Below are 26,233 nucleotides of genomic sequence, written 5' to 3' on the forward strand. Positions count from 1 at the left end.
CGGCCCCTCAGTCGGAGGCCGGGAGCGGCTTGGCGCTCTTCATCGGCAGCGCGAGGCCGTTGACCGCCAGCGTGCCCGGCCCGGCCTTCGTGCAGAGCAGTTCGAGACCGAGCTCCTCGTCGGCGTACCGCTTGCCGAGCAGCGCGCCGCCCATCAGTGCGGGGTCGGGCGTGCGGGTGGTGTCGGGCCCCGGTCCGCCGCCCTCGGTCATGGCGGCTCCGCCGCAGGTGATCTCCAGCTCCTCGTCCGGGCACCGCACGACGATCACCGCCGTCGTGTCGACCGTACTGGCGAGCATCTGCCCCACGCGTGGCCTCATCGCAGTGTCCTCCGCGGCTCCCGTGGTACCGGGTGACTGGTACCTAGTAACCAGAGAAAAGTATACTACTTACCTGGATCGCGTCGAGATCACGTCGAGAGCGGAGCTGCCGGATGGAACTCAAGACCGTCCTGTTCGAGGTGACCGACCACGTCGCCACGGTCACCCTCAACCGTCCCGAGGTCATGAACGGCTTCAACCAGGAGATGCTGGAGGAGTTCTCCGCCCTCTGGCACACCGTCAAGACCGAGGACGACATCCACGTCGTGGTCCTGCGCGGCGCGGGCGACCGGGCGTTCTGCACCGGCATGGACGTGAAGGAGGGCATCGACCGCCACCCCAACGTCTGGTCGCAGACCGATCCCGGGGAGTACCTCTCGCCGAAGCTCAACCAGGTGTGGAAACCCCTGGTCTGCGCGGTGCACGGGATGGCCGCCGGCGGCGCGTTCTACTGGCTCAACGAGGCCGACATCCTGATCTGCTCCGAGGACGCCACGTTCTTCGACCCGCATGTCAGCTATGGGCTCACCGCGGCCCTGGAACCGATCGGCCTGGCCCGTCGCATCCCGCTGGGCGAGGCGCTGCGCATCGCGCTGCTCGGCCTGGACGAGCGGGTGTCGGCCGCGCGCGCCCTACAGATCGGCCTGGTCAGCGAGGTGCTCTCGCGCGAGCGGCTGTGGGACCGGGCCGACGAGCTCGCCCGTATCATCGCCGCCAAACCGCCTGCCGCCATACAGGGCAGTGTCCGGGCGATCTGGGAGTCGCTCGACTCGACCCGTACGCAGGCGCTGCGCACCGGGCTGTCCTACACCCAGATCGGGAACCCGATCGGGAAGGCGGAGGTGGACCGCGCCGCGGTGCCCCGGGGGCAGTGGACACTGCGCTGACGCTCCCCTACCCTCCAAAAAAGTATACTTTTTTAGGGAGGCTCTTGATGCGCTTCGGCATGCCCTGGCCGGGCCGCGAGGTGGCACGTGAGGCCGAGGAGGCCGGCGCGGGGGCCTTCTGCGCCGGCGAGTTCGTCGACCACGACGCCTACCTCACCCTCGCCGAGATCGTCGCGAACTCCGAACGCGCCCTTGCGGGCCCCGCCATCGCCTACGCCTTCGCCCGCACCCCCTACGCACACGCCACCGCGATGCGCCAGCTGCACGCCCGGGCGCCGGGGCGGCTCTTCCTCGGCCTGGGCAGCGCCGCGTTCCGGATCAACCGGGACTGGTTCGACGTACCCGCCGACCGTCCCGTGGACCGTATCGCCGAGACCGTCGGCGCCGTCCGCGCCTGGCTGCACGCGGAGAACGGCGAGAAGGTCGGCTACTCCGGCGAGTTCTACTCGATCGACGCCGACGTCCGCGCCCCCGTGCTCGGCCGGCTCGACATCCCCGTGCTGCTCGCCGCGTTCAACACCCGTATGGCCGCCACCGCGGGACGGGTCGCCGACGGTGTCATCGGGCACGGGCTGTTCACCCGGTCCTGGTGGAACGACGTCGTACGGCCCTCCGTCGAGCGCGGCGCGGCCGGGCGCGACGAGGGCGACGCGCGCGCTGTCGAACACGGCTGGATCATCACGGCGGTCGACGACACCGCGCCCGAACGGGCCGTCGCCGACGCCCGGCGCATGATCGCCTTCTACCTCACCGTGAAGACGTACGACCCGTTCGTGGCCCACCACGGCTGGGAGAGCCCCGTGGCGCAGCTGCGCAAGGCGTTCCGGGCCGGGGACACCGACGCGATGGCCGCCGCCGTCACCGACGAGATGGTCACCGAGATCGCCGTGTGCGGGACGACCGCCGACGCGAAGGACGCCCTGGCCCGCCGCGCCGGCTCGCTCCCCCGGGACGTCGGCTACTTCGCGCCGCCGAGTTTCATGGTGAGCCACCGGCGCCGGGCCGCCTACGGCCGAGCCGGCCTCGCGCTGATCGACACCCTCCCGGCTGCCCAAAATTCAGTACACTCAAATTGACGCGTCCGCAGGCGAACAGGAGACGGCACATGACGACGGCGTACTCGTTCTCTTCGCAGCTCTACATCGACGGACGCCGGACCGACGGCCGGTCGGACACCCCGATCCTCGTCCGCAATCCCGCGACGGAGGAGACGGTCGCGGAGGTCCCGGGCTCCTCACCGGCGGACGTGCGCCAGGCTGTCGAGGCGGCCCGGCGGGCGTTCGACGAGGGCCCGTGGCCACGGATGAGGCCGGCGGAACGCGCCGCCGTCCTGCTGCGCATGGCAGAGGAGATGGAGCGCAGACTGCCCGAACTCGTGGCGGTCAACATGGCCGAGGCCGGCTCGGTCCGCCCGCTGGCCGAGAGCCTGCAGACCCGGGTTCCGGTGGCGCATCTGCGGGACATGGCCGAGCGGGTGATCCCGGCCTTCGCCTGGGAGCGCCCGATGGACCCCACGATCGGGCCGGGCATCGGCATCTCCCAAGGGGTACTGCGCCGCGAGGCGTTCGGCGTGTGCGCCCTGGTCTCCGCCTACAACTTCCCGTTCTTCCTCAGCATGATGAAGGTGATCCCCGCCCTCGCGGCGGGCTGCACCGCCGTGCTGAAACCGGCGCCCGCGACGCCCCTGGAATCCCTGCTGATCGGCGACTTCGCCGACGCCGCCGGACTGCCCCCGGGCGTGCTGAACATCGTCACCGGCGACGTCGAGGCCGGCCGTGAGCTGACCACCCATCCCCTGGTGGACCTGGTCAGTTTCACCGGGTCGGACACGGTCGGGCGGACGGTCTACGCCCAGGCCGCGGCCTCCCTGAAGAAGGTCGTCCTGGAACTCGGCGGCAAGTCGGCGAACATCGTCCGCGCGGACGCCGACCTCGACGGCGCCGTACGCTCCGCCCTCGCGGGCATCACCACCCACGCCGGCCAGGGCTGTTCCCTGCTGACCCGCACCCTGGTGCACGAGTCGGTCCACGACGAACTGGTCGCCCGGCTCGGCGCGGCCCTCGCCGAGGTCAGGGTCGGCGACCCGGCGGATCCGTCCACCACCATGGGCCCGCTGATCAGTGAGGCCCAGCGGGACAAGGTCGAGAAGCTGATCCGCGTCGGCGAGGAGGAGGGAGCGCGCCTCGTGTGCGGCGGCCGACGCCCCGCCGGGCTCGACCGGGGCTATTTCGTGGAACCCACCCTCTTCGCCGGCGTCGACAACGGGATGACCGTCGCGCGCACGGAGTTCTTCGGGCCGGTCGGCGTCGTCATCCCGTTCCGCACCGACGAGGAGGCGGTCCGGATCGCCAACGACAGCCCGTACGGTCTGGCCGCCGCCGTCTGGAGCGCCGACACCGTGGCCGCGTACGAGATCGCCTCCCGGGTCCGGGCCGGCGGCGTCACCCTCAACGGAGGCAGCGCCGGAGTGAACCCCCGGGCCGCGTTCGGCGGGTACAAGCAGAGCGGACTGGGCCGGGAGTGGGGCGAGTTCGGGCTCGACGAGTATCTGCAGACCAAGACCGTCAGCTGGGCCGCCCGCTGAACGGCCCAGCACCGGACGCTACTTGACGGTCACCTTCGCACCGGGTATCTGCTCGCCGCAGACCGGCGCTCCCTGCGGGTCGGGCACGAACTTCCCGCCCCGCAGGATGGAGACGAAGGTGCAGTCGCCCGGGCCGCCGACCGAGTAGGTCCCCTTGTTCGCGAAGTCGGCGGGCTGCGGGAACAGCCCTCCGGCGGTCCAGCTCCGGTCGGCGCGCAGCGCGTCCTTCAGCTTTTCCTGGCTCGCGGTGCAGCCGGCCTTCTCCAGCCCGTGCAGGAGCAGGTCGGCGCTGATCCAGCCGACCGCCTGGGCGAACGACGGGATACCGGAAGCGGATTCGGCGTACTTCTTGAGCGCCGCCGACCAGGTGCGGGTCGCCTCGGTGTCCTTCTCCACCGGTGAGTACGACGTCATGAAGCCCACCCCCTGCGCCGCCTTGACCGTCGGCGGCGACTTGAGCAGGTCCGCCCCGTAGCCGGTGGCCAGGAGGATCGACTTCATCTCGACTCCGGCCCTGCGCAGACCGGTGGCGAGCGCGAACCCGGTCTCGGGGATCACCGGGGCGTAGAGCACGTCGGCCCCGGACTTCTTGATGCCGAGGACGATCGGGCCGACGTCGCTGGTGCCGAACGGGACGCGCTCGTTGACGTAGCCGCGGGCCAGTCCGGCGTGTTCGGCCGACACCGCGGCTCCCTCGCCCGCCTTGGCGGCGCTGGGTGTGTTGTAGGCGACCACGGCGACCTTGGTCCCGCCGAGTTTCTTCCAGTACGCGCCGAGTGTGGTCGCGGCCCGGTCGTAGTCGGTGCCGGACATCGCGGGGAAGAGGTTGTCGTACTTCGGTTCGAACCACTGCTCGCCGCCGTCGAACGCGCCCCCGAGGAACGGCGTGCCCCCGCCCTGTGTGCCGGCGTACTGTCCGGCGCCGTAGAAGTACGTGCTCACCGGCAGTACGGCGTACACGTGCTCCTGCTGCACCAGGCGCTGGGCCGCGGTGAGCGCTCCCTGCGGCGTGGACTGGTCGTCGCCCATGACCACGTCGAAGCCGCGCGAGGCACACTTCCCGCCCGCGGCCTTGTAGGCCGCGAACCGCGCCTTCACCCCGCTCTCCGTGTCGGCGTAGTGTGCGGCGGCCGCGCCGCTCAGCGAGGTCAGGACGCCGACCTTGACCGGTCCGCTCGTATCACCCGCGTCTGTGGAGCCGCCGCTGCCGCACGCGGCAAGAACGAGCATCGCCGCACACGCCAAGGCTGTACCTGCACCGAGTCTGCGCATCTGTGCTCCCTTCGTCCGCCGCCCAGTGGAGCATATTGAGTATCCTTTGTCATCGGCAAGAACACCGAAATACGCCCCAAGGGTTGACCGGTGGCCGTTATCAGCGCACTTTAATCCGTACCCACTGCTTTCCCGAGCACGACCTTCCAGGAGGCCGTCGTTGCTCTCCTACGTTGTCGCCGGCCTCGCTCTCGGGGCCGTCTACGCCATCGCCGCGGCCTCTCTGGTCGTCACCCTTGTGTCGTCGGGCGTCTTCAACTTCGCGTTCGGAGCGATGGCGTTCGTCGTCGCCCGCTTCTACTACTTCCTGTACGTCGAGCAGGGATGGCCGCTGCCGCTGGCCGCGGTCGTAGCGATCGGACTGTTCGCCCCGGCGCTGGGCGTGCTGCTGTACGCGGTGCTCTTCCGGCATCTGCGGCTGCGCTCACCGCTGGTGAAGATCGTCGCCACGATCGGTCTGTCGGTCGCGCTGCCGCCCCTGGCCGATCTCGTGCTCGGGCAGCTGGTGAACGTCACCGCGCCGGGCCTGGCGCCCCAACCGGTCGCCGTGTTCCGGCCGTTCGGGGCGGTGGTCGACATGAACCAGATCATCACCTACGCGGGACTGGCCGTCGTCCTGATCGTCGGCACCGTGCTGCTGCGGTACACCGACACCGGTCTGAGGATCCGCTCCCTGGTCGACTCCGAGGCCCTCACCGCGCTGTCGGGTGTCAGCCCCGCGCGCCTGTCGCTCGGCGTGTGGGCGTTCAGCGCGCTGCTGGCGGGTCTGGCCGGAGTGCTCGTCGCGCCCACCGCCGGACTGTCGGTGGACGGTATGACCTTCCTGATGGCGGCCGCCTTCGCGGCGGTGGTGGCGGCCCGGCTGCGCAGCCTGCCGACCGCCGTCGCGGTCGCCCTCGCCATGGGCGTCGTCACCAGCGTGATCCAGCGGTACCTCGATCCGCAGAGCGCGCTGGCGGCGCAGATCGTGCCCAGCGTCCCGTTCCTGTTCATGCTCGTCTTCCTGCTCGCCCACGCGGTGCGCGGACGGGCCGGCGACGCGTCCGTGGGCGGAGCGCTGGACCGCGCCGTCCGCACGGAGCACTCGGGCGCGCCGACGGCCACGACCCGGTCGGGGTTCCTCGCTCCCCTGGCGACCTTCGGCGTCGTCGCGTGTCTGCCGCTGGTCCTCGACGACTTCTGGACCGGGCTGACGGCCACGGGCATCGCCCTCGCCACGGCGCTGCTGGCCGGCACGCTCGTCACCGGCGAGGGCGGAATGATCTGGCTGTGCCAGATCACCTTCGCGGGGTTCGGCGCCCTGCTCGCCGCCGACCTCACCACGAACTCCGGGTGGCCCCCGCTGGCGGCGGTCGCGGTGGGCGCGCTGTGCGTCGTCCCGATCGGTGTGGTGCTCGGACTGCTGACGATCCGTCTGGGCAACCTGTACGTCGCCCTGGTGACGCTGACCTTCGGGCTCCTCGCGCAGAACCTCGTCTTCACCCGGGACCGCTTCTACCATTCGGGCCAGGGCATCTTCATGCCCCGCCCCGAATGGGCCCTGGACAACCGGACCTTCGCGTGGCTCGCCCTTGCGGTGTTCGCCGTGCTCGGCCTGTTCGTCGTCAACCTGCGGCGCTCGACGGCCGGGCTCGCGGTGACGGCGGTCCGGTGGAGCGAGACCGGCTCGCGCACGCTGGGCCTCGGGATCGTGCCGGTCAAGGTGCTCGTCTCCGCCGTCGCCACCTTCGTCGCCGCGGTCGGCGGCGGTTTCCTGGCGCTGGCCTACCAGTCGGCGCTGCCCGACTCGTTCAACCCGTTCGCCGGGCTGGTGTGGCTGGCGGTGCTGGTCACCGTGGGAGCGCGGCCGGTCGTCGGCGCGCTCGTCGCCGGTGTGGCGTTCGCGGTGCTGCCCAGCGTGTTCCAGACGTATCTGCCGACGCGATGGGCCGAGGTCCCCGTCATCCTCTTCGGGTTCGGCGCGGTCATGCTCGCCCGCAACCCCGAAGGTGTCATCGCCATGCACGCCCGGCAGCTGCGCGATCTGAGCCGGTGGCGGCAGGGGCGGCGGGACTCCGTCACGGAGCCGACGGTCACTCAGGGAGGTCTCGTATGAGCGCCGTCACGGGTACGACACCCCCGCGCATCGAGGCCAGGGGCGTCACCGTCCGCTTCGGTGGTCTCGTCGCCCTGAGCGAGGTCTCTCTGGCGGTGCCGCCGGCCTCGGTCGTCGGGCTGGTCGGCCCCAACGGGGCGGGCAAGAGCACGCTGTTCGCCGTACTCTCCGGGCTGCTCGCGCCCGGTTCGGGAGCGGTGCTGATGGACGGTCACGACGTCACGGGAGCCAGTGCGCAGGCGCGGGCCAGACGCGGTCTCGCGCGTACCTTCCAGCATCCGGAACTGTTCCCTGGGCTGACCGTCCGCGAGCACGTGGTGCTGGCCTACCGGCTGCGGCACACGCGCCACCGGATCTGGACCGATCTCGTCACCGGGGGCGGCTTCCGGCGTGCGCCCGTCGACGAGGACCGGCGGGCCGGCGCGCTCCTCGCCGCTCTGGGGCTGACCGGGCACGCGCACCGGCCGGTCTCCGGACTGCCCCTGGGCACGAGCCGGCTGCTGGAGATCGCCCGGGCGCTCGCCCTCGACCCGGGTGTGCTGCTGCTGGACGAGCCGTCGTCGGGGCTGGACGCGCGCGAGACGGACGAACTGGCGGCGACGCTCTCCCGCGTCGTGGCCGACCACGGGGTGTCGCTGCTCCTGGTCGAGCACGACGTCGAGCTCGTCCTGGGGATGAGCGATGTCGTCCACGTCCTCGACTTCGGCGTCAAGATCAGCGCGGGATCGCCGGCCGAGGTCCGGGCGGACCCCGCCGTACGCGCCGCGTACCTGGGTGCGGGGCACGGCGAGGAAAGGACTTCCCGATGACCGTCACGACGTCTCCGCTGCTCGCCGTCCGCGCCCTGACCGTCCGCTACGGAGCCGCTCAGGCCCTGCGGGACGTGACCTTCGACCTGGCGCCGAACAGTGCGCTCGCCGTGCTCGGACCGAACGGCGCCGGCAAGAGCACGCTGGCCAGAGCCCTCTCGGGGCTGGTGCCGCCCGTCGCCGGGAGCTTCGCGCTCGACGGCCGGGACCTCACCGGGCAGTCGCCGGACACGATCCGCCGGGCCGGGCTCGTCCACCTCCCCGAGGGCCGCGGGGTGTTTCCCACCCTGACGGTCATGGAGAACCTGCGGATGGCCACCGCCTGCGACCGGCGCGGGAGGGCCGCGGCCGTCGACCGGGCCTTCGAGATCTTTCCCGTGCTGCGGGAACGGCAGCGCCAGGCGGCGGGGACGCTGTCGGGCGGCGAGCAGCAGATGCTGTCCCTCGCCCGGGCCCTGATGGTGGATCCCCGGCTGGTGATCGCCGACGAGCTGTCCCTCGGCCTCGCGCCGAGGATGGTCGACGTGGTGTTCGAGAGCCTGCGGCGGGCCCGGGCCGCCGGCGTCGCCGTGATCATGATCGAGCAGTTCGCGAGCCGGGCGCTCGACTTCGCCGACCGGTGCCTCGTCCTCCAGCGCGGCCGGATCGCCTGGTCGGGCGACGCCGACCGGGCGGGACCCGAACTCCTGCGCCGCTACCTCGGGGAGGCCACCGCGGCCTGACCCATCACGGACGGTCTGTGCGGGCCTCTGCGCGTGCCGTGAAGCGGTGGGTCACGTCGGCCACGTCGTGGCGTCGGCGCAGCTTCGCCTGGGCCTCCAGGGTGAGGGCGTGGGCGAGGCTGGTGTCCTCGCCGGCCGCGAGCAGTCCGAGCGTCTCCGCGACGGCCCCGGGGTGGGCGGCCCGTATCAGGTCCGCGAGTTCGCGCGTCCGGTCGGGCAGGCAGTCGTGCGGTACGACTTCGGTCACCAGGCCCGCCGTGAGCGCCCGTTGGGCGTCGATCGGCTCGCCGGTCAGCATCATCTGCCGCGCGAGACGGGTGCCGACCGCTCTCGGCAGCAGGGCGCTCATCCCCCAGCCCGCCGTCAGTCCGATCGCGGCATGGGTGTCGGCGAACCGGGCCCGGTCGGAGGCGATGAGGAACGAGCACGACAACGCCAGCTCCAACGCTCCTGTGTAGCAAGGGCCGTTGATCACCCCGAGGACAGGTGTACGGGAGGCCCGCAGCACCTCCGCGGGGTCCGTGCGCGCTCCGCGCGGGGAGCCTGTGCCGTTGCCCAGGGCCTCCTTGAGGTCGATTCCGGCCGAGAACGCGGGGTCGGCGCCGGTGAGGACGACCAGCCGGGTCCCCGCGTCGGCGTCGGCCGCCCGCACCGCCTCGATCAGCCCCCGTCGCATCGCGATCGTCATCGCGTTGCGCGCCCGCGGCCGGGCGAGGGTCACCCACAGCACGCCGTCCGCCCAGCGGCACTCCAGTCCCTCGGCTCCCGCGTCGATCACGGCCGCTCACACCGTGAGGACGAGCGCCGAGCCCATGCCGCCGCCGGCGCACATGGCCGCGACCGCGGTCCCACCGCCCCGGCGTCGCAGTTCGTGCGCCAGGGTGACGACCATGCGGGTGCCGGTGGTCGCGATCGGGTGACCGAGGCTGCATCCGCTGCCGAACGGGTTGACCCGGGCCGGGTCGAGGTCCAGTTCCCGGGTGGTGGCGACCGCCACCGCGGCGAAGGCCTCGTTCACCTCGAACAGGTCGACGTCGTCGATGCCCAGCCCGGCGCGGTCGAGCGCCTTGCGGATGGCGGCGATCGGTGCGAGCCCGGTCTCGACGGGATCGACGCCCACGCTCGCCCAGGCCCGTACGGTCGCGAGGGGGGTGAGGCCCTGCGCGGCGGCCAGGTCCGAACCGGCGACGACGACCGCCGCCGCGCCGTCGTTGACGCCACTGGCGTTGCCGGCCGTGATGGAGAAGCCCTCGATCTCGGGATGCAGCACCTTCAGCGCCGCCAGCTTCTCCGCAGTGGTGTCGCGCCGCGGATGCTCGTCGGTGTCGAAGACCGAGGCCGCTCCGTCCCGGCCGGTGACCTTCAGGGGCACGATCTCCTCGCCGAACCGGCCCTCGTCGATGGCCCGTACGGCCCGTTCGTGGGAGCGCAGCGCCCAGGCGTCCATCTCCGCCCGGGTGAGTCCGGCCAGCCGGGCGGTGTTCCAGCCGACGAGGACCGCCATGTCGTCGTTGGGGGCCTCGGGCGTCGGGGCGTGGGTCGGCGACATCCAGGGGTCCTGCCAGTCGTCGGTGCCCGGGATCCGCCGCCGGGCCACCGGTGCCGTGGACGACGAGTGGGTCCCGCCCGCGATCACCGCGCGGTCCATTCCGGCCCGTACGCTCGCGGCGGCGGTCGCCACGCTCGCCAGGCCGGAGGCGCAGTGCCGGTTGTGGGCCAGGCCGGGGACGTGCGTCAGCCCTGCATCGAGGGCCGCGTACCGGGCGATGTCCCCGCCGCCGGCCAGGGATTCGCCGAGGACGACGTCGTCGATCGTCTCGGGGGGAAGTCCACTGCGTCGCGCGGCCTCGCGGACGACGACCGTGGCGAGTTCGAAGGCGCCGGTGTCGCGCAGGGTTCCCCGGCGGGCGGTTCCGATCGCGGTGCGGCACGCGGAGAGAAGAACGGCATCAACCATGTAATTCAGAGTACTTAAATAACGCGGTGACTGACAGATGTCCCGCTGAGCGGCCCGACATCTCGACCTGATCGAGAATAGAGGATACCTTGCTCTGGTGAACTTCGAGCTCAGCGAGGAGCAGGAGATGCTGCGCGAGGCCTCGCGCGACCTGCTGACGGACCTGGCCCCGATCGAGCACGTACGGGCGTGGACGGATCGCGACGAGGATGTCGATCCCGAGGTGTGGAGGCTGACGGCCGACCTCGGCTGGCCCGGTCTGGGCCTGCCGGAGGAGTACGGCGGCACCGGCCAGGGCCTGGTGGAACTCGCGGTCGTCGCCGAGGAGATCGGCCGGGCGCTGGGGCGGGGTCCGTTCGCGCCGACCGCGATCGTCGGCCGGGCGCTCGCCGTCGCGGCGCCGCCCGGGCTGCGGGCGGAGGTGCTGCCCGCGCTGGCCGCCGGATCGGACTGGGCCACCTGGGCGTTCGCGGAGCCGCGGGCCCCCTGGTCCCTCGACGGCGTCCGCGCGACCGCCCGGTCCGACGCGGACTCGATCGTCCTGGACGGAGTGAAGACGGCGGTGCAGGACGCCGGCGGAGCCCGCTGGCTGCTCGTCACCGCACGCCACGACGGGGTCCCGGCGTCGTTCCTCGTCGACCGGACCGCCCCCGGGGTCACCGTCAGACGACAGCGGGTCCTGGACCTGACCCGCTCGTTCTACGAGGTCGGGTTCGAGGGCGTACGCGTGCCGGGCGGGTGCCGTCTCACCGGCGGCCCCGACGAGATCCAGCGGCTGCTCGACGAGGCGTCGGTACTGCGCTGCGCCGACGCGCTCGGTGCGATGGAACGCATGCTGGAGCTCACCGTCGAACACGCCAGGGCACGCGAGCAGTTCGGGCGGCCGATCGGGACGTTCCAGGCCGTCAAGCACGCGTGCGCCGACATGGCGCTGCTCGTTCGGGGCACCCGCGCCGCCACCGCCTACGCGGCGATGGCCACCGACGCGGGCGCCGACGACACCGCCCGGGCGGTCTGCGCCGCCGCCTCGTACACCTCGGCCGGGGCCGGCGAGGTCGCGGCCCGGGCCCTCCAGCTGCACGGCGGCATCGGCTTCACCTGGGAGCACGAACTCCATCTGCACCTGCGCCGCGCCAGGGCCGACAGCGTGCTGTACGGCGACGCCGCCGTGCACCGCGACCGGCTGTGCACCCTCCTGCGGCGCTCTTCCGCGTCCGCCTGAGCGAAAGGTTCCCGATGGAGATCAAGGGCAAGAAGGCCGTGGTGTTCGGCGGTGCCTCCGGCATGGGCCGGGCCACCGCCGAACTGCTCGCCGCCCGCGGTGCCGACGTCGCCGTACTGGACCGTCCGGTGTCCGCGGGCGCCGAGGTGGCCGCCGAGCTCGGCGGGAGCTTCCACCCCGTCGACGTGACCGACTTCGAGGCGACGGAGCAGGCCCTGGCGGCCGCCGTCGACGCGCTGGGCGGGCTGCATGTGTCCGTCACCACCGCGGGCGGCGGCAGCGTGCGGCGCACGCTCGGCAGGAACGGCCCCCATGACCTGGAGACCTTCCGCCGGGTGCTCGATCTCAACGCCGTCGCCACCTTCAACATCAGCCGGCTGGCCGCCGCGCACATGAGCCGCAACGAGCCCGAGGATCCCGAGAGCACCGGCGAACGCGGTGTCATCCTCAACACGTCGTCGGTCGCCGCGTTCGAGGGGCAGATCGGCCAGGTCGCCTACTCGGCGGCCAAGGCGGCGATCGCCGGGATGACCCTCACCATGGCCCGCGATCTCGGCTCGCTCGGCATCCGGGTCGTCGCCATCGCCCCCAGTCTGTTCGAGACGGGCGCCACCGAGAAGATCCCCGCCGAGACACGGGCCGCGCTGGTGAAGGACGCCGCGTTCCCCCGGCGACTGGGCCGCCCGCAGGAGTACGCCAAGCTCGCCCTCGCCGTCGTCGACAACCCGATGCTGAACGGCCAGTGCCTGCGTCTCGACGCGGGCCAGCGGTTCGGCCCGAAGTGAGGTTCTGATGGCCGACAACAGCACAGAGCACGAGGGCAGGGTCGCGCTCGTCACCGGAGGCGGCCGCGGCTTCGGCAAGGCGTTCGGCGAGGCCCTGTCCGCCCTCGGCGCGCATGTCGTGCTCGCCGACATCAACGGTGACGCGGCTGCCGAAGCCGCGGCGGAACTCACCGCGAAGGGCCTGAGCGCGACCGGCGTCGCCTGTGACGTGGCCGACGAGGCCGAGGTCGGCGCGGTCGTGAGCGAGGTCGTCGAACGCCATGGCGGACTCGACATCCTGGTCAACAACGCCGGTCTGCACGCCGCCTACAACAAGCCCTTCACCGAACTCGGCCTGGCCAAGGTGCGGCGAGTCCTCGACGTCAACGTCATGGGCACCGTCATCTGCTCGCTCGCGGCGCATGAAGCCATGCGGGGACGGCCCGGCGCCGCCATCGTCAACATCTCGTCGTCGGCGGCCTATGCGAACCGCAGCATCTACGGCGTCTCCAAACTCGCCGTGCGGGGCCTGACCGTGTCCTTCGCCCGCGAGTTCGCCGCCGACGGGATCCGGGTCAACGCGATCGCGCCGGGCCTCATCTTCACCGACACCGTACGGGCCCAGCTGTCCCCCGCCGAGGCGGACCGTGTTCTCGGGGAGCAGATCCTGCGGCAGGAGGGCCGGGAGCAGGACATCGTCGAGGCGCTGCTGTATCTGGTCTCGTCGAAGGCGTCCTTCGTGACCGGTGAGACCCTGCGTGTGACGGGCGGGTTCGCACTGTCCGTCTAGTCTCCGTACACGCCTGTGGCCCCGCGACGGCTGTCGCGGGGCCACGGCTGTTGCGGCTGTCCTACACGGTCACCGGTTCGTTCTCCGGTTTCCCGGCCAGCTCCTTCTCCTCGTTCGTGATCGCCTTCAGCAGCACGTACGGCGTGGCGATCTTCCAGAAGACGTACGCGATCGAGGGGAGCAGGTACGCGAGCAGTCCGTTCCAGGCGAGCGGTCCGCTCTTGTTGAGGAAGACGAAGGCGCCCGGGATGAGCAGCACTCCCAGCGCCATGCTGAGCCAGCCGTACCAGCGCGGGAAGAGCGGCTTCTCCCTGGTGTGGTCGATGAACGCGGCGTATCCGATCGACCAGACCTGGAGCACGAAGATGCAGGCGTTGCCCACGAACATGAGCCAGAAGGTGTCGGTCATCGCGGTCAGGACGTCGGCGGAGTGGACCTCCGGCCGCCAGGCCGCGGCGGCGAGGATCGCCAGCGGGAAGAAGAAGCCGAGCGGGGCCACCACGCCCGTGGTGAGCTGGATCATCGAGAGCAGCCCCCAGCCGCCCTCGACCCGGCGCAGCTGCATGCTCGTCACGACGACGTACGGGTACTCGAACGGGACGAGCAGGACCATCAGGGCGACACAGGTGAGGATCCCCGTGCGGTGGTCCTCGAGGAACGCGACGATGTCGTCGGGGCTCTCCGTCGGGCTCATCGGCGGGGTGAGGTGCCCCACGGCGAAGGCGGCGAAGAATCCCACGAACAGGATGACTCCGCACCACGCCGACACGCGTTGCAGTCTTATGTGGAGGTCTTTCTTCATCTGCGGCTCCCTTTTCTGCCGACCGGTGTCTACCGGCCGATCTCGTGCCAGCCCACGAGGCTGTCGAGCAGCTGACCCGCGCTCGACATGTAGTCGCCGTATCCGCCCCGGAAGAACAGCAACGGGGTCTTCGGCGATTCGACGCGCATGTCCCGTACGCGTCCCACGACCAACCAGTGGTCACCGATCTCGACGGACTGCTCCACCGTGCAGTCGACCCACGCGACGATTCCGTCGAGCACGGGGTTGCCCAGCGGAGACGGGTTCCAGGTGGTGCCCTCGAACCGCTTCGAACTCACGCCCGCCATCTGCCGGGACAGGCGCTCCTGGTTGCCCGCGAGGGCGTTGGCGCAGAAACGGCCGGCGGTGCGGATCGTCCGCAGGGTGGTGGAGGAACGGTCCCCGAGGAACGACACCAGGGGCGGCTCCAGGGAGACGGACGTGAAGGTTCCGACCACCATTCCGTGCGGGTGCCGTTCGTCGTCCGTGGTGGTGATCGCGACCACGCTCGTGGGGAAGTTGCCCAGGACGTCGCGGAACCGGCGCCCGTCGATGGCGTCCGCCGTCCGGCCGTGTGCCGCGCCGTCGCTCATATCAGGACACGCATCGGCTCGGGCAGCTCGAGTCCCATCTGCGCCAGGGCGTTCGCGTGGTACGCCGAGCCGGGGACGTGGATCATGTGCTGGAGTCCGACGTGCGCGTCCCGCCAGTACCGCTGCATCGGGTTGTTCCGCCGGATCGCGTTGCCGCCGGACCGGGCGAAGATCTCGTCCAGGGCGGAGACGGCCCGCCAGGCGCAACGGACCTGGTTGCGCCGTACGTTCGCCCGGTCCTCGAGGGAGATCGGCCGGCCGGCCTCGACCTGGTCGTACAACCGGCTGATGCCGTCGATGAGTTGCACCCGGGAGGCGGCGATCTCCGCCGCGGCCTCCCCGGCGGCGTAGAGGACGTACGGGTCGTCGCGCACCTGCACACCGGTCACGGCGACCCGGTCGCGCTGCTGGGCCAGGTGGACGGCGAGCGCGCCCTCGCAGATGCCGATGACCGCGGCGGTGATGCCGAGCGGGAACATCGAGCTGAAGGGCAGCTTGTACAGGGTGTCGGTCAGCCCGATGGCCTCCGCGGCGGCGCCCTCCTGGACCGCCTCCTGCCTGATCGTGCGGTATTCGGGGATGAACGCCTTGTCGACGACGACGTCCTTGCTGCCGGTGCCCGCCAGGCCGACGACGTCCCAGGTGCCGTCGAGGATCTCGTAGTCCGAGCGGGGCAGCACGACGTGCAGCACGGTGATGGGGCCCGCGGGCCTCCCCTTGCCGTCCCCGAGCAGCGCGCCGAGGAAGTCCCACCGGCAGTGGTCGCTTCCCGAGGAGAACGGCCAGCGACCGCTGAGGACGTATCCGCCGTCCACCGGCTCGGCGATGCCGTTGGGCATGTAGGGCGAGGCGATCCAGGTGTCCGGGTCGTCGTTCCACACCTCCTGCGCCAGGCGGGGGTTCATCTGGGCGAGCTCCCAGGGGTGGACCCCCACGACCCCGCACACCCAGCCCGCGGCGCCGTCGTGCCGCGCGACCTCCATGACCGCCTCGGCGAAGTCCTTGGGATGGGCCTCGTAACCGCCGAACGCCTTGGGCTGCAACAGCCGGATCACCCCCGCCGAGCGGAGCAGTTCCACCGTCCGGTCGCTCAGCTTGCCGAGTGACTCGTTCTCGTCGGCGAGTGCGGCCAGTTCGGCACCCAGTTCCTCGACACGACCGACCACTTCATGCGTCACGCCGCACACCTCCTGGTCACTGATCCATCGCATGCGCCGCGCGTCGCCGGCGGCGGGATGGTCACAGTGTCGGGTCGCGGGACCGGCACCCGCTGGGCACTTTCCGCTGACCGGGACTGTGTCTTCAGCGGGTGACGCGGGGCCGGAGTGCGGTGGTGGAGCGGCCTTTGAGGGCGGAGAGCCACACTCCCGCGCCGTAGGCGAGGTCGTCGAGGCGGCGGGCGACGCCGTAGCGCAGGGGATCGAGAGGGGTCCGGTCGCGCCGGTATTCAAGTGCGATGTCGGCCAGAGCGGCGACCGCCGTGGCGCGGCGCATCCGGCGGGAGACCGTGCAGCCCACGGCCGTGAGCGGCCACCAGTGGCGGGTCAGCAGCGCGGAGGTCTGCGTCAGCGTGGCGAGGGCTCCGTTGCCGGTGAGCCGGACCGCTAGCCGGTACGGGTGGCGGGTGCCGTCGAGCTTGCGGGCGATGCGTACGGTGACGACGCCGAGGACGGCCGCCGCGACCGGAGCCGACCAGCGCCGCTGCGCGAGCAGCGCGGCGGCGAACGCCGTGCTCCAGGGGGCCAGTACGGCGGGGGCGATGAACTCCGGGTGCCGCTCGGCGAGCGGTTGCGCCCCGGTGCCGTAGACGGCCTTGCGCAGGAACCAGTCCCGCACGCGCACGCGATGCTCGTGGGCGGCGCGGACGGCGGGCTCGTACCGCACGCGCCGTCCGGCTTCGAACAGCCGCCAGCACAGGTCGACGTCCTCCCCGACCGTCATGCGCGCGTCGAAGCCGTCCCCCAGCGCGTCCACCCGTGCCACGACGCAGGCCGAGGACGCCCAGGAGACGGGGGTGCCGGGGCGTACCGGGGCCGGGTGGGCGCCGAGGTCGAGTGAGGACCGGGCGTTCTCGTACCGCTCGATCCAGGTCGTGGCGGCGGCGGGCAGGCCGGTGATGCGGGGTACGGCCATGGCGACCCGGGGGTCGGCGAAGTGCCGCAGCAGGGTCGGGACCGTGTCGGGGTCGAGCACGATGTCGGAGTCGGCGAAGACCACGTACGGGGTGGTGACGAGGCGGAGGCCGGCGTTGCGCGCGCCTGCCGGGCCCAGGTTGACGGCCAGGGCGACCAGCCGTGCCCCGTGCCGGGCGGCGACGGCCGCGACGGCCACCGGGTGCCGTGAGGCGTCGTCGACGACGATCACGGGGTGGTCCGTGCCGATGCTCCGCAGCAGGCGGTCCAGTTGGCGGGGGCGGTCGCGGACCGGCACCACGACCGTGCAGCGCGGGTCGGCGGGCAGCGGCAGGGAGCCGGCGACGGGATGGGCCATGCCGGTGTCGAGCAGCCGGTCCGCGAGCAGCGCGCTCGCCGCGTCCCGCACGGGAAGCGTCCGGTCGACGAGGAGCCGGCGGGCCCTCGGGGTCAGTCTCAGCAGGCGGGTCGGGAATCCGCCGAGAAGGGCACGGCCGCCGTCGATCACCCGGGTGTGCCGGTCGAGTTCGACCACGAAGCCGACCGGAAGCGTCATCGCCGTCATGGTCGTACGGCTTTCCGGCGGGCGGGATCGACGAGGCGGCCGCGGCCGTCGACGGTCCACGCGTCGATCCGGCGGACCGCCCCGGAGACCATCGCGTCCAGCGTCCGGCGCCCCTCCTCGGCCGAGGCGCCGGTGGGGTCGCCGAGCACCCCGGACGGCGAGACCGCGCGGACGCCCCGGGCCGTCAGCTCCGGGATGAGGACGGCCAGGGGTCGTGTGTCGCCGGCGACCGCGGCGTCGAGCCATACCCGTTCCGGGGCCAGGTGCAGCATCAGCGAGGTCTCCGTGCGGCCGGCGTGCGCGTCACCGCCGGGCGCCTCGCAGCCCATCCAGGCGACGTCGTGGCCGTCCGCGCGCAGCAGGCGGAGGGCCGTGTCGAGGGTGGCGGTGTTGCCGCCGTGGCCGTTGACGAACACCGCGCGGCGCGCCCACAGCGACAACGAGCGTGTCATTTCGACGACCACCGCGCGCAGCGCCTCGTGCCCGATCGAGACGGTCCCCGGGAAGCCGGCGTGTTCACCGCTGGCGCCGTACGCCAGAGGTGGTGCCACCAGCGACGCGGGAAGCGCCTCGGCCGCCTGCCGCGCGACGGCGTGCGCGACGACGGTGTCGGTGTCGAGGGGCAGGTGCGGGCCGTGCTGCTCGGTGGACCCGACCGGGACCAGGACCAGCGCACCGGGCGGTACGGCCGGCCAGACGGTGTCGGCCAGGGTGCGGAGCGCCGCCATGCTCAGGCGACCGGGGCGGGGCGGGCCCCCGGGACGTCTCCGCCGCCCAGGGTCAGCGGGAAGCCCGGCGGGATCACCAGGTCCTCGGGCGTCAGTTCGTGGACGGAGGAGTGCCCGAGGCCCAGTACGGCCGAGTCGAGGCCGCCGCGCAGGATGTCCAGCACGTTCTCGACACCGGTCTGGCCGTTCGCCGCGAGGCCCCAGAGGTAGGCGCGGCCGATCAGTACGGCGCGCGCCCCGAGGGCGAGGGCCTTGGCCACGTCGCCGCCGCGGCGGACGCCGCCGTCCAGGAGGACTTCGATCTGGTCGCCGACCGCTTCCGCGACGGAGGGGAGCAGCCGGATGGTGGCCGGGGTGGTGTCCAGGTTGTTCCCGCCGTGGTTGGACACGGACAGGGCCGAGACACCGGCGTCGACCGCGCGCCTGGCGTCGTCGACGCGGGTCACGCCCTTGAGGAGGAAGGGGCCGCCCCACTCCTCGCGCAGCCACTTGACGTCGTCCCAGGTGGGCGGCGGTGTCTGCATCCACTCGCCGTAGGCGCCGAAGAAGGTGGGGGCCTCGCCGCCGGGAGCGCGCAGGTTGGGCACGGTGAGGTCGGGGAGGCGGCCGGACCGCGCGTATCGCCACAGCCAGCCGGGCCGGGGCAGTACGTCGGGGGCGAACCGCAGCATGGTCCTGAGGTCGAGCTTCTCGGGGATGGCGGGACTGCCCCAGTCGCGGCCGTGGGAGAAGGACCAGTCGAGGGTGACGATGAGCGCCTTGGCGCCGGCCGCCCTGGCCCGGTCCATGCGCTGCACCATCGCCTCGCGCGTCCCGCTCCAGTACAGCTGGAAGAACAGGTCGGGCTGCGCTTCGGCGACCTCCTCCACGGGCCGGCTGGCGAACGAGCTCAGCCCCATGACGACGCCCCGGCTCGCGGCGGCCCTGGCCACGGCCACCTCCCCGTCCGGATCGACCGCCTGCACCCCGGTCGGCGAGATGACCACGGGAAGCGCGGTGGGCACTCCGAGCACGGTCGTGGACAGGTCGCGTTGCGCGTGGTGGCCCACGACGCGCGGGGCGAAGCCCAGTTCGGCGAAGGCCGCCGTGTTGTCGTCGATGGTGCGGCCCCGCTCGGATCCCGCGACCAGGGCGCCGTAGACCGAGCCGGGCAGCTTCCGCTTGGCCCTGCGCCGCGCCTCGGCGACCGTCTCGAACCAGGGGTTCCTAGGCACGTGCCCCGTCCTTTTCCATCGGTGTCAGGTCCAGTCCGGCCAGCGGGTCCTCGGCGCAGTCGCTCACCGGGGGGCGACGACGGGTGAGGACGAGGTCCACGGGCCGGGGCGAGGTCCGGTGGGAGTGGTCGCCGGACGGCTTGGGAAGGTGTGCCCTGCCCGCCGGGCGCCGGGCGAGGCGCTCCTCCCCGTGCCCCTGCGCGCACTCGGGGTCGGGGCCGTCCAGCGGCAGCCCGGTGAAGAACTTGGCGGCCATGCATCCGCCCTTGCAGGTGTCGTAGAACGCGCAGGAGGCGCAGGCTCCGCCGTGCTGCGGGGTCCGCAGCCTCCGGAACAGCTCGGAGTCGCGCCACACTCCGCCGAAGCCGCCCGGCGCGCGGACGTTGCCGGCGAGGAACTCGTCGTGGATGGCGAACGGGCAGGCGTAGACGTCGCCGACCGGGTCGATCAGACAGACGACGCGTCCGGCACCGCACAGGTTGAGTCCGGGCAGCGCCTGGCCGTACGCGGAGAGGTGGAAGAAGGAGTCGCCGGTCAGCACGTTCTCGCCGTGGGCGAGCAGCCAGTCGTACAGCTCGCGTTGCTGCGCGGCGGTCGGACGCAGGTCGTCCCAGACGTCGGCGCCGCGTCCGGAGGGGCGCAGCCGGGTCAGGCGCAGCTGGGCTCCGAAGCGGTCGGCGAGCGCCTTGAAGGCGTCGAGCTGGGGGAGGTTGTGCCGGGTGCAGACCACGGAGATCTTGAAGTTCCGCATTCCGGCGGCGGCGAGGTTCTCCATCGCCCGCAGCGCCGTCGCGTACGAACCGGGCCCGCGCACCGCGTCGTTGACGTCGGCGGTCGCGCCGTCGAGGGAGATCTGGACGTCCACGTAGTCGTTGCGGGCGAGCCGCTCGGCGGCCTCGGGGGTGATCCGGACGCCGTTGGTGGAGAACTTCACCCCCACGTGGTGGGCCGTGGCGTAGTCCAGGAGTTCCCAGAAGTCGGCGCGGACGGTGGGCTCGCCGCCGCCGATGTTGACGTAGAAGACCTGCATGGCCTCCAGTTCGTCGATGACGGCCTTGGCCTCCGCGGTGCTCAGCTCGCGCGGGTCGCGCCGGCCGGAGCTGGACAGGCAGTGGGCACAGGCGAGGTTGCAGGCGTAGGTGAGTTCCCAGGTGAGGCAGATCGGCGCGTCGAGTCCGTGCTCGAACAGGTCGACCAGCCGTGGCGTGCCGGGGGCGGTGGCGGCCGGGGCGGCCCGGGGTGCGGTGGTCATGGGGTCCTTCCGACGAGCATCGACGTATCGGCCAGCGCGGCCAGGGCGGCGCCGTACCGGGCCAGTTCGGCCTCCTCGACGCCGGCGGCCAGGCAGGCGGCCCGCGCCGTCCGCGTGTCGGCGAGATGCTGGACGGCCGCGAGCAGCCGGCGGTCCTTGAGGAACGTCAGCCGGCGCGTACCGAAGTGGTAGAGCAGCGCGCCGAAGGGTTCCGGCCGCACCGAGACCTGGGGATGCAGGTCCCAGGCGCGGTCGAGGTCCATCCCTGTCATACGGCGGCGCCTAGTAGACGCCGCACATGCCGTCGATGGAGATCTCCTCCAGGAGGTCATCGGCTTCGATCAGCGGCGCCATGGCCGCGGCCGGGTCGGTGACGGCCTCGGGAGCGGTCTCTTCCGTCAGGGTGGAACGGGGCTCGTTCATGCGACTCTCCCTCGTCGGGGCCTCTGACGGTAGGTCACCGTCATGCCGGGCACGCGGGCCGGTCCCGGCCAGTGGAACGGGACGTTGCGCGGGGCGCTCACGGCGTTTTGAATCACGTGACCATGAGGCGGACCGAGCACGGGCACGGCCGGCCGCACCGCCCCGACGTCATCGTGGTGGGCGCCGGGGGCAGCGGTGCCGTCCTCGCGGCGCGGCTCAGCGAGGACCCCGGCCGCACCGTGCTGGTGCTGGAGGCGGGCCCGGCACCGCGTCACCCGTCGGCGTTCGCACCCGGGCTGCTGGACGCACGGCTCGTCCCCGGCGCACAGCCCGGACACACCGCCGTCCAGCAGTACGCCGCGCACCTGACTCCGACGCGGCCGTACACGGTCGTGCGGGGGCGCTGGCTCGGAGGCTCGACCACCGTCAACGGCGGGTACTTCGTCCGAGCCCGGCGCGAGGACTTCGACCGCTGGTCGGCCGGGGGCGGCGCCGCCTGGTCGTACGACCGGATGCTTCCGTTTCTCCGCGCCCTGGAGACCGACCTCGACCACGGCGCCGACGCGCTGCACGGCGGCCGCGGGCCGGTGGGCGTCCGCCGCACGGATCTGCACCACCCGGCCGCCGCCGCGTTCCGGACGGCCGCTCGGCGACTGGGGTTTCCCGAGGAGCCGGACAAGAACGCCCAGGGTGCGCCGGGGTTCGGCCCGGTGCCGACCAACACTGTGGACGGAGTGCGCGTCAACACCGGCATCGGCTATCTGCTGGGTGCGTCCGGCCGCCCCAACCTCCTGGTGGAAGGGGACAGTACGGTCCTCGGGGTGGTGGTCGAGCGCGGTCGCGCGACCGGCGTGGAGGTCGAGCGCCACGGGCGGCGCGGGGTGGTGCGCGGCGGTGAAGTCGTGCTCTGCGCGGGGGCGTTGCGCACCCCTCAGCTGCTGCATCTGTCGGGCATCGGCCCGCGCCGCGAGCTGGAGGCCCTCGGGGTCTCCGTCGTCCGGGACGCTCCCGCCGTCGGGGCCCGGTTCGGCGACCACCCCCAGGTGGTGCTGGAGTGGATGCCCCGGCGGCCCGTGCCGGAGCCCGCAGGCTCGTGGCTGGGCGGCGCCCTGCACCTGCCGTCGTCGGACGGCGCCCATCCGGCCGGCGATCTGGAGATCCTGCAGTCCCTCGTCCCGCTGGCCGGGCTGACGGGCGGGACGGTGTCCGTTCCCGGTGCGCCCCTCGCGTTCCTCGTCTCCGTCCAGACACCGCGGCTGAGCGGCCGGATGCGCACCCGTTCCGCCGATCCGGCGACGCCTCCGCGCCTCGACTACGGCTATCTGTCGACCGCGGGGGACCGGCGGCGCCTGCGCGAAGCCGTCCGCGTCACCGCCGGGTTGGTCGGCACGGGTGACTTCGGGGAGGTCTCCGGCGGGTTCACGGAGCCGGTCGCGCGGGTGCTGGACGACGACCGCCTGCTCGACGAGTGGATCCTCGGGCACCTCGGCACGTGCCACCACACGTGTGGCACGGTTCCCCTGGGCCCCGCCGTCGACCCCTACGGGCGGGTGCACGGTGTCGACGCACTGCGTGTCGCGGACACGTCGATCCTGCCGACGCCCCCGTTGCGGGGACCGGCGGCCACCGCCGTCCTCATCGGCGAAGTCGTCGCCGACGCCATGCGCCGCGGCCTGACCTGAACGGCGCCATCATGATGGTACCGAAGTATCATCAACGGGCCCGGCAGGGGCACAGCAGCGAGACGACGAGCGGAGAAGGCCGATGCCCAAGCGCGTGGACCACGCGGAGCGCCGTACCGAGATCGCCGAGGCGCTCGTCCGGGTCGCCGGGCGGCATGGGCTGCATGCCGTGGGGATGCGCGATGTGGCGGCCGAGGCGGGCGTGTCGCTGCGGCTGGTGCAGTACTACTTCGAGACGAAGGAGAAGCTGCTGCTCTTCGGGCTGCGGCACCTGACGGAGAGGTTCCGGGAACGGGTCGCCACCCGGATCAAGGACTCCGGTGACAGTCCCGGACCGCGCGCCACGATCGAGGCGCTGCTGATGGCGGCCCTGCCCACGGACGAGGAGAGCCGCGTCTTCCACTTCGTGTACACCTCGTACGCCGTTCTGGCCGTCAACGACCCGGCACTCGCCGCGCAGCCCTTCATCAAGGACCCCGACGCCGCCGAGGAAGCCGTGGCCGGCCTCCTCCGGCAGGCGCAGGACGCCGATCTGTTGCGGCCCGGTGTGGACCCGGGACTGGAGGCGGCCGGTCTGCTCGCCATGTCCGCGGGACTCGGCACCGGCGTCCTCGTCGGCCAGCGCAGCCCCGAGTCGGCCGCCGCGGTCCTGGAGCACCAGCTGGACCGCGTCTTCCAGGCGGCGACCGTGGCCCCCTGACTCGGCCGACGGGCGGGTGACGTCATTTCTCGCCTGACCCGGCCCTCCCGACGGAACCGTCACCGTCATGCGCGAGAGCCGTAACAGTCCTTGCGCGGGGCGTGAATCCGGAGCCGGGGCGAGCATCCTGTCAAGACCAATCCCAGTATGTCAGCAGCCACGGGGGCTCATGATGCGCACTTTCCGCAGGATCACCCACGCCCGGACGCTTGGCGGCCTTGGTCTCGCCGCCGCCGCACTCCTGGCCGCGACGGCCTGCGAGCCGAGCGACGACAAGGCCGGCGCCACCCCGCCGCCGAAGTCCTCCGCCTCCCCCTCCGTCTCCGCGTCCACGCCGGCTGTCCCCTCGACCTCCGCGCCGTCCTCTGCGACGTCTTCCGCGCCGGGCCGTCCGGGCGACCCCGAGGACATCGACGGCAACTGCCCCGACGACTACACCGACGTCAAGGTGGAATGGGCCGTGCCACCCACGAAGGACGACTCGAAGCTCCTGCTGACCGTCACCAACACCGGCACCAAGCCGTGCACGCTGCGGACCTATCCGGTACTCCGGCTGGAGGACGGCGACGGCCGGCTCGTGGGGGTCTTCGAGAACTCCAAGCCGCAGACGGAGGTGACTCTCGCCCCCGGCAAGGAGGCGTACGCGGGTCTGCTCCTGCGCCAGAGCAACAACGACGTCAGCACCCTCGTGAAGAACATGGCGCTCGCGCCGCACGGTCAGAGCCCCGACAACAACACGGGCGAGGGTGTGCTCCTGGAGATGCCGAAGGGCGGCGTGCACGTGGACGACAAGGCCCGCGTGACGTATTGGAACAGCAGTTCCGAGGCCGCCGTGTCGCCGCTGTTCGCCCACTGACGGGGCCGCCAGACGCCGGCTGCCCCGCGGCCTGCCACCGCGCTCGCGTACGCCGGGTGTCGGAAGGCGTGGCGCAAGGGCCCGCCGTCGCGCGTCACGCGTCCTGTGCCCGTACCCCGAGGCCCGTCGGTCGCGTGCGCAGGACGACCTCGACGGAGGAGAGCGCGAAGCGGACCGCGCCGGTGAGGACGGCGTCGTCGCCGAGGGACGACAGCCGCCAGCGCGGCGGGTCGACCAGGAGGGTGTCCGCGTGCGTCCGCGCGGCGCCGAGCAGGAGGCGGGCGGCCGGAGCCGTGTCGGCGGAGCCGAACTGGCCGGTGCCGAGGACGACCAGGGCCGGGTCGAGCGCGAGCAGGACCGGGGCGATGCCCTCGGCGAGCCGGCGGCCGTAGGACTCGACGGCGGCCATCGCCTCCGCCTCGCCGGCCGCCGTGCCTGCGACGACGGAGGCGGGCAGCGGCTCGAGGCCGGGGGAACCGGGCGAGCCGGAGGAGCCGGGGAATCGGATGAAACCGATCTCGCCGGCCGCCCCGTGATGGCCGCGCAGGAGCCGGCCACCGGTGATGACACCGGCGCCGAGGCGTTCGCCGAGGAGGACGAACACCATCTCGCCGGTCAGCGCGCCGGCCGGTACCCCGGCCTGCTCTTCGGCGGGCTGCCCCGCTCGCGCTTCGGAGGGTTCTCCCCCTTCCGTCCGGTCGTCGGCGCCCTCGGGCCACTCGGCCTGCTCCGCGGCCGGCTGCCCGGGCCGCTCCCCCGCCCGCGCCTCGAACGGCTCTCCTTCTTCGGTCCGGCCGTCATTGCCCGCAGGCCGGTCCGCCGGTTGTACGGCCGGCTCACCCGCTCGCGCCTCGAACGGCTCTCCCCCCTCGGGCCTGTCGTCGGCGCCGTCAGGCCCGGTCGCGGAGGCCGGTGTCTCATCGGGCCGGGTGTCGGTGCCGTCGGGACGGTGGGCGGCCGGGGCGGGTGCCCGGCCCACGCCGCGCCACTGCTCGCCCAGCGCCGCGAGGTTGGCGTCGTTCTCGACGGCGACGGGGCAGCGGAGCAGGTCGTGGAGGATGCCGACCATGTCGGTGCCGGCCCAGGTACCCAGGTTGTCGGCCTGGCGGACGTGGGTGTTGGCCCGGTCGACGAGGCCGGGGGTGCCGACCGTCGCCGCCCAGACGCGTGCCGTGTCCGCGCCGACGTGGGCCATGGCGGCCTCGACCGCCGAGGTGACGGCAGCCGCGCGGGCCGCGCCCGAGAGGTCGGCGCGGACCTTCTGCCGCTGTACGGCGACCTGTTCGCCGTCGAGGTCGGCGAGGCAGGCGGTGACCGAGCGGGGGCGGACGTCGACTCCGACGACGAAGCCCGCGTGCGGGCGGAAACGGAAACGGCGGGCCGGGCGGCCGGGGGAGCGCCGGCCGCGGGCGGACAGCGCGGGAACCACCTCGATCAGGCCGCAGTCGACCAGCTCCTCCGCGATGGCCTCCACCGTGGGGCGCGAGAGGTTCGTCGCCCTGACCAGTTCGGACAGCCGCGGGTGCGGGTCCGCCGAGCGGACGACGGCAAGCACGGCCGCCGCGTTCGTCGCCCGCAGGTCCGCCACACCGACGACCGCCGGCGCGCCGGGCGCCACGAGCTCCGCGGCACCGCTCAGCGGCCAGACGGGCGCCGGCTGCGGCCCTGGCTCCGGGACTGCCACTGCTGCCTCCACAAGAAGTCTTGACGCCCACCGACGCCATGCTGATTATATAACGCAACTGCGTTATTAAAAGATCAAAACCCGCAGCAGCTCGCCCCTTCTCCCGTGTCCCCCACGGCATCGCCCCGGACCGGTCCCCACCCGACGCCCGGCCTCCCTCTCCGCCGCCCCAGGAGAAACC

General features: G+C 72.5%; 26 protein-coding genes. 12 read left to right on the plus strand and 14 right to left on the minus strand.

What is annotated here, in order from left to right:
• Positions 1-7: 7 nt before the first annotated feature.
• Positions 8-319 (minus strand): hypothetical protein, encoded by a 312-nt coding sequence (locus ACFPIH_RS07775; protein WP_381169544.1) that lies wholly within the window; start codon positions 317-319, stop codon positions 8-10.
• Between the two features lie 113 nt (positions 320-432).
• On the opposite strand from ACFPIH_RS07775, the gene ACFPIH_RS07780 reads away from it, so the two are divergent.
• Genes ACFPIH_RS07780 through ACFPIH_RS07790 form a run of 3 tightly spaced genes read left to right on the plus strand, consistent with a single transcriptional unit; the run spans position 433 to position 3,790 of the window.
• Positions 433-1,206: an enoyl-CoA hydratase/isomerase family protein gene (locus ACFPIH_RS07780; protein WP_381169546.1), complete on the plus strand. Its 774-nt coding sequence runs from the start codon at positions 433-435 to the stop codon at positions 1,204-1,206.
• Between the two features lie 47 nt (positions 1,207-1,253).
• Positions 1,254-2,282: an LLM class flavin-dependent oxidoreductase gene (locus tag ACFPIH_RS07785; protein WP_381169547.1), complete on the plus strand. Its 1,029-nt coding sequence runs from the start codon at positions 1,254-1,256 to the stop codon at positions 2,280-2,282.
• Positions 2,283-2,311: 29 nt separating this feature from the next.
• On the plus strand, positions 2,312-3,790 hold the full coding sequence (locus tag ACFPIH_RS07790) for an aldehyde dehydrogenase family protein (RefSeq protein WP_381169549.1): 1,479 nt from the start codon (positions 2,312-2,314) through the stop codon (positions 3,788-3,790).
• A gap of 18 nt (positions 3,791-3,808) precedes the next feature.
• Here the strand turns inward: ACFPIH_RS07790 and ACFPIH_RS07795 are convergent, their stop codons facing one another.
• Positions 3,809-5,020: an ABC transporter substrate-binding protein gene (locus ACFPIH_RS07795; protein ID WP_381169551.1), complete on the minus strand. Its 1,212-nt coding sequence runs from the start codon at positions 5,018-5,020 to the stop codon at positions 3,809-3,811.
• Between the two features lie 202 nt (positions 5,021-5,222).
• Here ACFPIH_RS07795 and ACFPIH_RS07800 point away from each other — a divergent pair, with 202 nt between their 5' ends.
• From ACFPIH_RS07800 to ACFPIH_RS07810, 3 genes are read left to right on the plus strand one after another with little or no spacing between them, the layout of a single operon-like run.
• Complete coding sequence (locus ACFPIH_RS07800) at positions 5,223-7,157, plus strand: ABC transporter permease (protein WP_381169553.1); 1,935 nt, start codon at positions 5,223-5,225, stop codon at positions 7,155-7,157.
• Positions 7,154-7,966, plus strand: coding sequence for an ABC transporter ATP-binding protein (locus tag ACFPIH_RS07805; protein WP_381169555.1), 813 nt, complete (start codon positions 7,154-7,156; stop codon positions 7,964-7,966). The genes ACFPIH_RS07800 and ACFPIH_RS07805 overlap by 4 nt, the downstream gene beginning before the upstream one ends.
• Complete coding sequence (locus tag ACFPIH_RS07810; RefSeq protein WP_381169557.1) at positions 7,963-8,688, plus strand: ABC transporter ATP-binding protein; 726 nt, start codon at positions 7,963-7,965, stop codon at positions 8,686-8,688. Before ACFPIH_RS07805 ends, ACFPIH_RS07810 begins: the two co-directional genes overlap by 4 nt.
• A gap of 4 nt (positions 8,689-8,692) precedes the next feature.
• Here ACFPIH_RS07810 and ACFPIH_RS07815 read toward each other — a convergent pair whose 3' ends face one another.
• Together ACFPIH_RS07815 and ACFPIH_RS07820 are read right to left on the minus strand one after the other, a co-directional pair.
• Positions 8,693-9,466 (minus strand): enoyl-CoA hydratase-related protein, encoded by a 774-nt coding sequence (locus tag ACFPIH_RS07815; RefSeq protein WP_381169559.1) that lies wholly within the window; start codon positions 9,464-9,466, stop codon positions 8,693-8,695.
• A gap of 6 nt (positions 9,467-9,472) precedes the next feature.
• Positions 9,473-10,645, minus strand: a complete 1,173-nt coding sequence (locus ACFPIH_RS07820; RefSeq protein WP_381169561.1) for a thiolase family protein — start codon at positions 10,643-10,645, stop codon at positions 9,473-9,475.
• 97 nt (positions 10,646-10,742) lie between these two features.
• On the opposite strand from ACFPIH_RS07820, the gene ACFPIH_RS07825 reads away from it, so the two are divergent.
• From ACFPIH_RS07825 to ACFPIH_RS07835, 3 genes are read left to right on the plus strand one after another with little or no spacing between them, the layout of a single operon-like run.
• Positions 10,743-11,867: an acyl-CoA dehydrogenase family protein gene (locus ACFPIH_RS07825; RefSeq protein WP_381169563.1), complete on the plus strand. Its 1,125-nt coding sequence runs from the start codon at positions 10,743-10,745 to the stop codon at positions 11,865-11,867.
• Between the two features lie 14 nt (positions 11,868-11,881).
• A complete protein-coding gene (locus ACFPIH_RS07830) occupies positions 11,882-12,652 on the plus strand; it encodes an SDR family NAD(P)-dependent oxidoreductase (protein ID WP_381169565.1) in 771 nt (256 codons plus the stop codon).
• A 7-nt stretch (positions 12,653-12,659) separates the two neighbouring features.
• Positions 12,660-13,421: an SDR family NAD(P)-dependent oxidoreductase gene (locus tag ACFPIH_RS07835; RefSeq protein ID WP_381169567.1), complete on the plus strand. Its 762-nt coding sequence runs from the start codon at positions 12,660-12,662 to the stop codon at positions 13,419-13,421.
• Between the two features lie 61 nt (positions 13,422-13,482).
• Here the strand turns inward: ACFPIH_RS07835 and ACFPIH_RS07840 are convergent, their stop codons facing one another.
• The 9 genes from ACFPIH_RS07840 to mftA all read right to left on the minus strand — a co-directional run bounded on the left by ACFPIH_RS07840 (position 13,483) and on the right by mftA (position 21,130).
• Positions 13,483-14,223, minus strand: a complete 741-nt coding sequence (locus ACFPIH_RS07840; protein ID WP_381169569.1) for a hypothetical protein — start codon at positions 14,221-14,223, stop codon at positions 13,483-13,485.
• Positions 14,224-14,252: 29 nt separating this feature from the next.
• Positions 14,253-14,816 carry a flavin reductase family protein gene (locus ACFPIH_RS07845; RefSeq protein ID WP_381169571.1) on the minus strand — a complete coding sequence of 188 codons (564 nt, stop codon included), beginning with the start codon at positions 14,814-14,816 and terminating at the stop codon, positions 14,253-14,255.
• The gene (locus tag ACFPIH_RS07850; protein ID WP_381169573.1) at positions 14,813-15,994 is read right to left on the minus strand and encodes an acyl-CoA dehydrogenase family protein; all 1,182 of its coding nucleotides are present in this window, start codon (positions 15,992-15,994) and stop codon (positions 14,813-14,815) included. Before ACFPIH_RS07850 ends, ACFPIH_RS07845 begins: the two co-directional genes overlap by 4 nt.
• 124 nt (positions 15,995-16,118) lie before the next feature.
• Entirely contained in the window at positions 16,119-17,504 is a 1,386-nt protein-coding gene (gene mftF / locus ACFPIH_RS07855) for a mycofactocin biosynthesis glycosyltransferase MftF (protein WP_381169575.1), read from the minus strand.
• 5 nt (positions 17,505-17,509) lie between these two features.
• Positions 17,510-18,241 (minus strand): mycofactocin biosynthesis peptidyl-dipeptidase MftE, encoded by a 732-nt coding sequence (gene mftE / locus ACFPIH_RS07860; protein ID WP_381169577.1) that lies wholly within the window; start codon positions 18,239-18,241, stop codon positions 17,510-17,512.
• Positions 18,242-18,243: 2 nt separating this feature from the next.
• The gene (gene mftD / locus ACFPIH_RS07865; RefSeq protein WP_381169579.1) at positions 18,244-19,455 is read right to left on the minus strand and encodes a pre-mycofactocin synthase MftD; all 1,212 of its coding nucleotides are present in this window, start codon (positions 19,453-19,455) and stop codon (positions 18,244-18,246) included.
• Positions 19,448-20,707, minus strand: a complete 1,260-nt coding sequence (gene mftC, locus ACFPIH_RS07870; RefSeq protein WP_381169581.1) for a mycofactocin radical SAM maturase — start codon at positions 20,705-20,707, stop codon at positions 19,448-19,450. The genes mftD and mftC overlap by 8 nt, the downstream gene beginning before the upstream one ends.
• The gene (mftB, locus tag ACFPIH_RS07875) at positions 20,704-20,979 is read right to left on the minus strand and encodes a mycofactocin biosynthesis chaperone MftB (RefSeq protein WP_381169583.1); all 276 of its coding nucleotides are present in this window, start codon (positions 20,977-20,979) and stop codon (positions 20,704-20,706) included. The genes mftC and mftB overlap by 4 nt, the downstream gene beginning before the upstream one ends.
• Before the next feature lie 10 nt (positions 20,980-20,989).
• Positions 20,990-21,130 carry a mycofactocin precursor MftA gene (gene mftA, locus ACFPIH_RS07880; RefSeq protein WP_381169585.1) on the minus strand — a complete coding sequence of 47 codons (141 nt, stop codon included), beginning with the start codon at positions 21,128-21,130 and terminating at the stop codon, positions 20,990-20,992.
• Between the two features lie 122 nt (positions 21,131-21,252).
• Here mftA and mftG point away from each other — a divergent pair, with 122 nt between their 5' ends.
• From mftG to ACFPIH_RS07895, 3 genes are all read left to right on the plus strand, one after another.
• Positions 21,253-22,812, plus strand: coding sequence for a mycofactocin dehydrogenase MftG (gene mftG / locus ACFPIH_RS07885; RefSeq protein WP_381169587.1), 1,560 nt, complete (start codon positions 21,253-21,255; stop codon positions 22,810-22,812).
• 82 nt (positions 22,813-22,894) lie between these two features.
• Complete coding sequence (locus ACFPIH_RS07890) at positions 22,895-23,512, plus strand: TetR/AcrR family transcriptional regulator (protein ID WP_381169589.1); 618 nt, start codon at positions 22,895-22,897, stop codon at positions 23,510-23,512.
• 169 nt (positions 23,513-23,681) lie between these two features.
• Positions 23,682-24,368, plus strand: coding sequence for a DUF4232 domain-containing protein (locus tag ACFPIH_RS07895; protein ID WP_381169591.1), 687 nt, complete (start codon positions 23,682-23,684; stop codon positions 24,366-24,368).
• 94 nt (positions 24,369-24,462) lie between these two features.
• Here ACFPIH_RS07895 and ACFPIH_RS07900 read toward each other — a convergent pair whose 3' ends face one another.
• Entirely contained in the window at positions 24,463-26,052 is a 1,590-nt protein-coding gene (locus ACFPIH_RS07900) for an ROK family protein (RefSeq protein ID WP_381169593.1), read from the minus strand.
• Positions 26,053-26,233: the final 181 nt, after the last annotated feature.

It is taken from the genome of Streptomyces vulcanius (assembly GCF_042653945.1).
Classification (GTDB): domain Bacteria; phylum Actinomycetota; class Actinomycetes; order Streptomycetales; family Streptomycetaceae; genus Streptomyces; species Streptomyces mangrovi.